Raw genomic sequence first — 9834 nt, forward strand, 5'->3', positions numbered from 1 at the left:
AAGTGTTTTTCCATACTGGAAGTTTGGCTGCATGCAATAGACGAAAAAATCTGCTGATCATGTGTTTCCTTTTTCAATCTTATTCGTCTAATAATATGCTTGAGAGGAGCGGGCGAAATGGAGAGAGGTTCTGTAGAAGCTTTTGAACAACTATACAAAGAATATAGTGATAAAGTATTCAGTTATATCTTCCTCCTTGTAAATAACACTCAGGTGGCTGAAGATCTAACGCAGGATACCTTTATTAAGGCTTATAGAAATATGGACCAATTTAACGGGGAATCTCATGTATTTACATGGATCTTTCGTATTTCTAGAAATGTAACAATCGACTATTTGAGGAAAAAGCGTTTATTACAGTTTTTTTCGATCGAGAAGTATCAATTTGAATCAGACCTGCAGACCCCATTAGAAATTGTTATGAAAGGGGAAAGAATGACCCTTTTATACGAAGCTATACGTCATTTAAAACTAAGTTATCAAGAAGTGCTCATCCTTAGGAAAATTAAAGAACTTTCCATAAAGGAAACAGCTGAAATATTAAACTGGAATGAAAACAGAGTAAAAATCACTACTTCAAGAGCCGTCGCTGCTTTAAAAAAAGAATTGATGAAAAGGAGGGAAAACAATGAAGAACTTATCTGAATGTGAGCTGGCATTTAAAGAGTTGAATGATATTCCTCGTTCAAGCCGGCAAAAACAGCAGACCTTCCAAAAAATCATGTGCGAGATAAGTAGAAACCATGATACTAAGCGGCAATACCTGCCAAAATTTCTAACAGGCATGGTTTCCCTAGCAGCATGTTTTCTATTTGTTTTTATAGTATTTACTTCGACAAATCTCAATAATAATGCCAGTTTAATAACTAGCATGGAAGGAAAAGAAATTATCCAAATGGGGTTAGCCTCTTCGCAGTCAGAAACCTCTTTTATTCCGGTCGAAGGGGAGAGACAGAAGAATACTTTTTTAATAAATGATGATAAATGGGGGAAAATGGTATCCGAAATGATAAAAAATGCACAAATAAGTACGATTAAGCCAGTATCTGCCCCCTCTTATGACTTGTTGCTCACACTAAAAAATACAGAAATAATAAAAATAAAGGTCTGGGAAGAAGAGAGGATGGTATATTTAAAAGAGCTGAATGAAAATGCATATTATTATGTACCGAAGGAAAAAAGCAGGGTGTTTTTTGAGTATATAAATTCATTGCATGATTATATTGAAAATCCATAAAAAGAAAAATCGGCTTAGCTTATTGCTTAGCCGATTTTTCTTTTTATGGAATTACGCAATACTTACTCCAATATCCATCAATACAAACATAAAAGTTTGGATCTTTATTGGTTATAGATTTTGTACATACCCAGCATAGTTTATCATTAATTGATGAATCCTCCTCATCAAGATTAATTTGTAGTTCCCCCGGCCAATTAAGTTCTAGTTTTTCTCTTAATTTATAATTGGTTTGCTGCAACCCATTTTCCATTGTAACTTCATTTACATCAGTTCCTATATTTTTTTCTGTAACCTCCGTTTTTTCATCATCTGCTAGACTATTATTTTTCGTTATTGCAAAGGCTTGAGTAGTGATGGATAGCAATAAAATCAACAATAGAGCTATATACTTTTTCATGCCTATTCCCTCCATTTTTTTATAATACTAGTAGGATAACATAATTTACCAATCATTTAATGGGACAAATGTGGTAATTTCTTTTAGATATTTCCTACTATTCTGAATTCGATTGTGGTGTTTGAAAACATAAAAAAATTTCTGAGCATTTGCTCACAACCATGTATGTAACGATCGGTCTGCTTTATTTCACTGCGCTAGTTATTACTCCGTACATAAAGGCTTGTCAATAAATCAGAACGATCATTTAAATTTTGCATAAAAATAGCCGCATAAATTGCGGCTTTAAAAAACAAGTCTATTTTAACAAACTAGCAGAAGATCAATTAAACTCCTGCCAAGATGTTACAATGCCATTATCAAAGTACAAGTAAACAGCAGCACCCTCTAGTATATCCCCGTACATCCACTGTTCTAATGAAATATAATCTGAATCATAACTATTAGCATCGTTCGGGTATCCCCAGGACAATAGTACTTGATCCATAGTCATTCCTGTCTGTACTTTTTCATTTTTAATAAGATTCCACATCGTATTTGAAAATTTATATGTTTTAAATGGATTTTTTGTTAAATAGCTTGCTTCAATAAACGACTCGTCTACATATTTATTTATAAAATACTTATCTTCGATTTTTACCTTGATATTTAATGTGTTAAGCTCCGGGTCTTTTTCCGAACTGATTAAAATAGCTTCTTGTAAGTTTTTTAAGCTTACTATTTCCCCTTTATTGTTTTCATAAAAATCAGGGTTTCTCAGCCAAATTCTTTCTTTTCCAACAAGTTCTTTCTTTTCTTTAGATGGTGTTTGATAGGTGATTGATTTCGAATCCTTTACAAATTGACTTGAACCTAGGCCATATAATATCCCGTGAGTTTTATCTGTCTTTTTTGAATAGACTCCGTATTCCTCGCCCTTCTTTAAGGTACGGACAGTGGTTAGTTTATTTTCTTTATCTAGTTTATACAGTGGCGTATCCTTATTGATTATTACTTTCCCTATATGCCCTTCCTTGAGTGTAATCTTCCCCCATTTAACAATTATTTTTTCTGCATGAGCACTTTGTAATGGTGAAAAGAAAACACCGATCAAAAGCAGTACCGTCAATAAACTAATAATCCTTTTCAAAATTAGACTCCCCCTAATATTTACATATAATGAAAATTCTACTACTAACCTCTTAATATTTCTATATATAAATAGAAATAAATTGTTAAATATTTGAATAATTAACTGTACTATTAATAAAAGGAGAGAGCCTGATCGTCTAGGATAATGAAACTTAAGAAATATTGATGAGGAGTTCTTCTACAAAGTAAACAATAAAAACACAATAGGCAGGAGTGGGTCCTAATGGAAATGTTTATTATCGCAATCGTATTTACTTTAATATTCGGCAGTTTTTCTTATATGCTTTTAAAGCATCCAGAAAAAGTTTTAGAAGTGAGTTCCTTTTCAAATAAATGGTCTCAAAAGCCATTTTTAAAAAAGTTTCTTAAATTTATGGGATGGTGGTTTTTATTACTTGTGATAGGGGCATGGATACTATCAATCATCTCCTTGTTAGTATGATCTCATGAATTTTTTTATAAGCTTCATTCAAGGGGGATCGATTTTAAAGGTTGAAGGATAAGTCTATCCCCATTTTTTCCTAACATTGATGAATTCTCTTGATGGTAAATCATTTTCATTTCTTCAAGCTTTGACATTCCAATTACCGGCTCATTACGAAAGATAAGAACATGATAAAATTATTTTAATATTGACAATAAAAATCTCAGCTTGTATATTATATCAATATATTATTTTCGCAATTACCTAACATACTAAAAATAACGAACACTATGAGTAGGAATAGTAGAAGATTATTCATGATGAGCAGAGAGCTGCGGGTTGGTGGAACGCGGTCACATGAAACTTCGAACTCGCCTGGGAGTGGTAGAGCTGAATAGGATATGTTTATTTAGGTTCTAACGATTAACCTACGTTACAAGGTTTTGCAAGATATACCTTGCTTGAAGATGGACTCTTTTATATAAGGAGTCAATAAGAGTGGTACCGCGGTTGGCCTAAGCCTGTCGTCTCTTTTTAAGAGATGGCAGGCTTTTTTATATGCTTACAACTAAGATGAGGAGGATTGATTGTATGGAAGGCAGACAAGAGAATTTAATGCGAACGATGACATCGCGCCATATAATGATGATGGCATTAGGAGGAGCTATTGGTGCAGGATTATTTAAAGGGAGCAGTACAGCCATTGATATGGCAGGACCAGCAGTCATTATTGCCTATCTTGTTGGAGGAATCATATTACTTTTTATTATGCATGGGCTTGCTGAAATGGCAGTAAAAAACAAACAGGCCAGAACATTTCGGGATCTAATTCAACCATTTTTAGGAAATTATGCCGCTCATTTTCTTGACTGGATCTATTGGAAAATGTGGGTGTTAAATATTGCAGCAGAATCAGTGGTAGCAGCCATATTTATACAGTACTGGATTCCAGACGTTCCCGTTTGGATACTTGCTTTAATCGTTTCTGCTGTTGTGACGATTGTAAACTTATTTTCAGTAAAGTTATTTGCAGAAACAGAGTATTGGCTTGCCCTATTAAAGATCAGTGCAATTGTATTATTTATCATTTTTGGATTAATCATTTTATTTGTCCCGTTTCAGGATCATGCCGCAACAGGACTTTCTAATCTAACTAAACACGGCGGGTTTTTCCCTAATGGGATGCATGGATTGATCATGGCCATGCTGGTCGTCATTTATTCATATGGTGGTACTGAAATGATAGGTGTGACCTTAGCAGAAGTGAAAAATCCGGAAAAGGCGATTCCTAAAGCTGTGAAAGGAACATTAACACGGATTATTTCTTTTTATATTTTGCCGTTTTTTGTTATTGTGAGCCTTATCCCTTGGAATCAAGTGAATGGTGTTCCCGAGAGCCCGTTTGTGACAGTGTTTAACTTGATAGGCATTCCATATGCGGATCACATGATGAACGCCATTATCTTGTTAGCGGTTATTTCTTCTATGAATTCTGGGCTATATTCATCGTCAAGAGTGTTATATTCACAAGCAGCGGATGGAAATATTCCAAAATTATTCGCAAAAGTTTCTAAAAGGAAAGTACCTGTGTATGCAATAGTAGCCTGCACATCTTCGTTATATATTGGAGTGGTTATTTCTCTATTTGCCGGGAGCAAGACTTTTAATTATTTAATGGGTTCCCTTGGTTATACCGTTTTATGTATTTGGATCATTATTGCAATGGCACATTTAAAATCTCGGATAAAACAGTCACAGCAAGCCTCCTGTCGTGCTCACTCATTTCCTTATACGACATTGATCGCTTTATTGGCGCTGCTCGCTATATTAATTGGAGTAATTGCTACAACTTCTATCATTGTGACAATCACAACGATTGTTATTTATTTATTCATAACTGCAGCTTATTTTAGAATCCGAATCTCTAGTAATCATAAAACTGTATAGCTTTATCCAAAAAAACAATAGACTATGTCCTTCAATTTGAAAGTACGCTATACGTAATCATTCAATTATTTAATTTTTAAGGAAGATCACCAACAATACCTTTTATACACCATTCTCCATATTCTAATTTATTTGAGGTATTCATAAACTAAAAGAGCTGATTCCATTTCAATAACTAATTATTGGATAGCTCAGACTCATCCAACGTATTTGAGCTTTTTTAGTTGAAAATTTAATAACTTTAACGGCCAATCGATTATAACTAGCACATACGTTCGTGTTTGTTTATAATTAAGTTATACTGAATAGGAGTTGATTAAAAGTGACAAGAGTAGACTATTACAACGTAGCACCAAATGGGTTAGAGCTAATGATCGAAATGGAAAAATACACGAAGAAGTCTTCCATCAACAGAAACTTGCGAGAGCTTATAAAAATAAGAGTCTCACAAATAAATGGATGTGCCTACTGCTTAAATATGCATACATCTGATGCTCGTAAAATAGGAGAAACGGAAAAACGCATCTACTGTTTAAGTGTTTGGAATGAGTGTGATTTATACACTCCCGAAGAAAAAGTTGCTCTCGAATTAGCTGAACATATAACCCTAATCCATACAAAAAGAGTGCCAGACGAACTATATAACCGCGTACGTGAACATTATAGCGAGAAGCAATATGTTGACCTTGTTCTTATTATTAATCAAATCAACAGCTGGAATAGAATTTCTATCGCCATGGGGAATACAGTAACAGAATAGCTATAACATTTAGACGAACATGCTTTTTAGTGTTCGTTTTTTTATGATGTTCTTAATAAACCTAACTTTTTTTATCTGAATTAAAGGAAAATAATGAATATTATAGAATTAGTAATATTTGTGAAGTGGAAATTAGTTAGAAAGGAGAGAGTTCATTGAAAGCACTTGTATCATTTTTTAATCGTGTTATGCAGCGATATTTGCCAGATCCATTTTTATTTGTAATTATTTTGACTTTTGTTGTGTTTGTGCTTGGTCTTATATTCACTGAAAGCGGGCCTTATCAGATGGTTCAGCACTGGGGGAATGGATTTTGGGGACTGCTTGTTTTTACCATGCAAATGGTTCTTGTTTTAGTCACTGGACATGTTCTTGCAAGTAGCAGAATTTTCAAAAAAGGATTAGGTGCACTTGCATCTACCGCTAAATCACCTGGACAGGCAATTATCATTGTAACGGTTGTTTCCCTTATTGCTAGCTGGATAAATTGGGGATTTGGTCTCGTCATTGGAGCTTTATTCGCAAAGGAATTAGCAAAAAAAGTGAATAATGTGGATTACCGGCTGTTAATTGCGAGCGCTTACTCAGGCTTTGTTATTTGGCATGGAGGAATTTCTGGTTCAACACCATTAACCATTGCTACAGAAGGCCACTTTTCACAGGATCTGATTGGCATTATTCCGACAAGTGAAACGATTTTTTCTAGTTTTAATCTTGCAATTGTTATTGCCTTGTTCCTTGTTCTTCCACTAGTTAATCGTTTAATGATGCCTTCAAAAAAAGAAACGGTCACTGTAGATCCTGCATTATTACAGGACGATATTCAAGCGGCTACACTTGAAAAGAGTGCGATGACACCGGCAGAACGACTAGAAAATAGCCGAATATTATCACTGCTTATCGGATTATTTGGGATTGTATTTTTATTCTACTATTTCGCCCATAACGGTTTTAAACTAAATCTTGATATTGTTAACTTCCTATTTTTATTCTTAGGGATTCTTTTCCATGGTACCCCCAAGCAGTTTTTAGAAGCAATTGTGAATGCAGTGAAAGGTGCGAGCGGGATCATTATCCAATTTCCTTTTTATGCCGGTATTATTGGTATGATGACTGCGTCTGGATTAGCGGCTGTTATTGCAAATGGTTTCATATCGATATCTAATGAATTCACATTTCCCTTATTCGCCTTCTTGAGCGCAGGGTTAATTAATATCTTTATCCCTTCAGGAGGTGGTCAATGGGCCGTTCAAGCTCCCGTCTTACTGGATGCAGCTATTGCACTTGATGTTTCCATTCCAAAAGCGGCTATGGCTGTTGCATGGGGAGATGCATGGACAAACCTAATTCAGCCATTTTGGGCTTTGCCTGCACTTGCAATTGCTGGCCTAAAAGCGAAGGATATCATGGGGTATTGTGTCCTGACACTTATCGTTAGCGGTATTATTATTTCTTTAGGGTTCTTATTTTTATAAAGACAGGGGGACAGGGAACCTGTCCCATTATATTAGTTCAACATTTAACTGTTTCAACAGCCATTTAGGCACTACAAATCTGGCTGTCATTAAGGGGTCGACGATTTGGCAGACTTCTACTTGTCCCGCTGCACTTAAAAGCATGGTAGCTTCACTTAAAGACATTCCTGCTTTCTCAGCAACACGGTCGACCATTTCTTCTGTTGCTCGTTTACATGCTTGATCTAATGTTTCAGCTGAGACAATTTGTGTAACAACTTCATCATTTTCGAGCATCGGATGTTTAAGTTTCACTCCCTTCAACACTTCAAGTGTGATGGTAGCCTTGCCGGGAACTTCAATTCCAGATACACTTATTTCTCCATCCCCCATTGCCGCATGAAAATCTCCTAGTCCGAATAAAGCTCCTTCTGTAAAAACGGGAAAATACAAAGTTGCCCCCGCTGTAACCATTTTATTATCCATATTTCCGCCATGCGAACCCGGGGTTCCACAGTTAATCCCCTCTTTCTCAGGTGCGACACCTATTACCCCAATCATCGGATTTAGCGGAATTTCAATCTCATTAAATATTGCCATTCCATTGCGAACTGGAATAATTTTTGCTTCCATTTCTGTCATACGATGGCCCATGACACCAAGACTAGGACCGACAACCATGACTCCTTGAGCACCAATTTCTAATTTCTCTATTTTAACCTTCAATACATCACCAGGATTTGCACCTTCTACAAAGATTGGACCTGTGGCCGGATTAATTTGCTCCCAATTAATCTCAGAAACTACCGTTTCAGCAGATTGAATTTGATTTTGAAAACAATCATATGTTTCTATTTCAATTGTTGTACCAGATGCAACTGTTTTAATAGGCTTATGGTTTTTGTTAAAGTCATAAATAATTCCAGTTTGGCATGATAAAGTTTCCATTTTTATCCCCTTTCCAGATTATTAAACTCATTTATTCTTCATTAATGCACATTATAGCAAACATTCGACTTTAACTTTAAATAAAAATGAATATTTAAATAAATTATTATAAAGTGAAACAATTAATTAACTTTTGCATATAAGTTTTTTCGATTCCCAATGATGCAAACAAAAAGAAGAGCCCCTTAAACCGGGCTCTTTCCATTACTTACCATACAACTCTTTATACGCAATAACCTTTAAAGCTAATATTTCTTCCTCTGTTAACTTTCCTTCTATACTCTCAAGCACTTCTTCTTTAGTCATGGATCCCTCTTGTACTTTCACACGTATATCATTAAGCTCCGAAATTCCAACTTTGCTAATAAGTGCTCTTGTTGCTTCTTCTTTAGTTGCAAATGGCAGCTCCTCAGTTTTTGCTGTTTTAGCCTCTTCTAAGTATGATTTTAATTCAGGATCATTCTCAATTGTCTTCTTTATTTCTTCTATCTCACCGCTGTTTTCTAACTCAGTCGTTACCGTTTCCATTATCTTTTCTGAAGCTATATTTGTTCCAAAATAATAAACTGCATAGCCAATCGCACCTAGCAATATAATCGTTATTACTAGAAATTTGATAAATTTCATTATCTTCACTTCCCTTCATTCATAGAATTAATGATACTACAAAAAGATGAGAAGATGAATTTTTTCCCCTTTCATTTTTTTTTAAATACACTTGCATCCTTAGATCAAAAAAAACTATTCTAGTAACATAGAATAGCGCGGGGATAAAATAGGATTTTAACCAATATGTTTCAGCTTTTGGTATTTTATTATTAGTTCATCAAGTTTTTGACTTGCTTCCATCATATCAACATTTTCAAATCCTTTTTGTTTCCAAACTTCAATTAGTTCATCCTTGGACATGTTGATTAGATGTAAAGTTTTCTCTTCAAAGTACTTTTTTATAAGTATATTTAATTTGATGGAAAGAGAAATGTAATCTGAACTTGCTGGTCCTTTTTGATCATACACCTCTTTTAAACTAACTTTAAGATCAAATATTTCTATTAAAAGTTCCATATTCTCACATCTAAATTGGTCTATCATATTCATGCGACCTCACCCCTATCTCATTAACATGCGTCTATTACCTTTTAATAGTCCCCACAATAACTATTTACAAAACATTTTTGATGTTAACATATAATCACTAGCCTTGTGAACATAAAAGAAAATAGTAGCATTATTCAAAAAATCTCTAAATAATATTGAAATACTAATCATTAATAATTAAATCATTCCCAATACCATCTTCTCCTATATTCTGCGAAAATTACCGACTTGGAAAACACTATAATTTAATAACAATATTTTTGAAATAAATATATTCTTAAAATTGCAACAACGTTTTGTGATCCAGTTAGAAATAATAAACAATAAAAAAAAGGATATACCAAATTTATTTTTGGCATACCCTTTTTGCCTGGCGGCGTCCTACTCTCACAAGGGGACAGCCCCTAACTACCATTGGCGCTGAGAAGCTTAACT

Annotated in this window: 11 protein-coding genes and 1 other annotated feature; of the genes, 6 read left to right on the plus strand and 5 right to left on the minus strand. The window is 34.6% G+C overall.

Annotation, left to right across the window (positions count from 1 at the left end):
* Positions 1-117 precede the first annotated feature (117 nt).
* Together RUH74_RS20665 and RUH74_RS20670 are read left to right on the plus strand one after the other, a co-directional pair.
* Positions 118-645: an RNA polymerase sigma factor gene (locus RUH74_RS20665; protein WP_313803519.1), complete on the plus strand. Its 528-nt coding sequence runs from the start codon at positions 118-120 to the stop codon at positions 643-645.
* Complete coding sequence (locus RUH74_RS20670) at positions 629-1237, plus strand: hypothetical protein (RefSeq protein WP_313803522.1); 609 nt, start codon at positions 629-631, stop codon at positions 1235-1237. The genes RUH74_RS20665 and RUH74_RS20670 overlap by 17 nt, the downstream gene beginning before the upstream one ends.
* Before the next feature lie 43 nt (positions 1238-1280).
* On the opposite strand, the gene RUH74_RS20675 is transcribed toward RUH74_RS20670, so the two are convergent.
* Complete coding sequence (locus tag RUH74_RS20675; protein WP_313803525.1) at positions 1281-1637, minus strand: hypothetical protein; 357 nt, start codon at positions 1635-1637, stop codon at positions 1281-1283.
* Between the two features lie 322 nt (positions 1638-1959).
* On the minus strand, positions 1960-2766 hold the full coding sequence (locus tag RUH74_RS20680; RefSeq protein ID WP_313803528.1) for a hypothetical protein: 807 nt from the start codon (positions 2764-2766) through the stop codon (positions 1960-1962).
* Positions 2767-2991: 225 nt separating this feature from the next.
* Here RUH74_RS20680 and RUH74_RS20685 point away from each other — a divergent pair, with 225 nt between their 5' ends.
* The 4 genes from RUH74_RS20685 to RUH74_RS20700 all read left to right on the plus strand — a co-directional run bounded on the left by RUH74_RS20685 (position 2992) and on the right by RUH74_RS20700 (position 7374).
* A complete protein-coding gene (locus RUH74_RS20685; RefSeq protein WP_313803531.1) occupies positions 2992-3210 on the plus strand; it encodes a hypothetical protein in 219 nt (72 codons plus the stop codon).
* A 263-nt stretch (positions 3211-3473) separates the two neighbouring features.
* Positions 3474-3727: a binding site (T-box leader), on the plus strand.
* Between the two features lie 56 nt (positions 3728-3783).
* Positions 3784-5139, plus strand: a complete 1356-nt coding sequence (locus RUH74_RS20690; RefSeq protein WP_313803534.1) for an amino acid permease — start codon at positions 3784-3786, stop codon at positions 5137-5139.
* A 370-nt stretch (positions 5140-5509) separates the two neighbouring features.
* Complete coding sequence (locus RUH74_RS20695; RefSeq protein WP_313803555.1) at positions 5510-5899, plus strand: carboxymuconolactone decarboxylase family protein; 390 nt, start codon at positions 5510-5512, stop codon at positions 5897-5899.
* Positions 5900-6054: 155 nt separating this feature from the next.
* Complete coding sequence (locus RUH74_RS20700) at positions 6055-7374, plus strand: short-chain fatty acid transporter (RefSeq protein ID WP_313803537.1); 1320 nt, start codon at positions 6055-6057, stop codon at positions 7372-7374.
* 27 nt (positions 7375-7401) lie between these two features.
* On the opposite strand, the gene RUH74_RS20705 is transcribed toward RUH74_RS20700, so the two are convergent.
* The 3 genes from RUH74_RS20705 to RUH74_RS20715 all read right to left on the minus strand — a co-directional run bounded on the left by RUH74_RS20705 (position 7402) and on the right by RUH74_RS20715 (position 9399).
* Complete coding sequence (locus tag RUH74_RS20705; RefSeq protein ID WP_313803540.1) at positions 7402-8301, minus strand: acetamidase/formamidase family protein; 900 nt, start codon at positions 8299-8301, stop codon at positions 7402-7404.
* 204 nt (positions 8302-8505) lie between these two features.
* The gene (locus RUH74_RS20710) at positions 8506-8928 is read right to left on the minus strand and encodes a hypothetical protein (protein ID WP_313803543.1); all 423 of its coding nucleotides are present in this window, start codon (positions 8926-8928) and stop codon (positions 8506-8508) included.
* 156 nt (positions 8929-9084) lie between these two features.
* Positions 9085-9399 carry an aspartyl-phosphate phosphatase Spo0E family protein gene (locus RUH74_RS20715; RefSeq protein ID WP_313803546.1) on the minus strand — a complete coding sequence of 105 codons (315 nt, stop codon included), beginning with the start codon at positions 9397-9399 and terminating at the stop codon, positions 9085-9087.
* Positions 9400-9834 lie beyond the last annotated feature (435 nt).

The organism is Cytobacillus sp. (genome assembly GCF_032154635.1).
Classification (GTDB): Bacteria; Bacillota; Bacilli; order Bacillales; family Cytobacillaceae; genus Cytobacillus.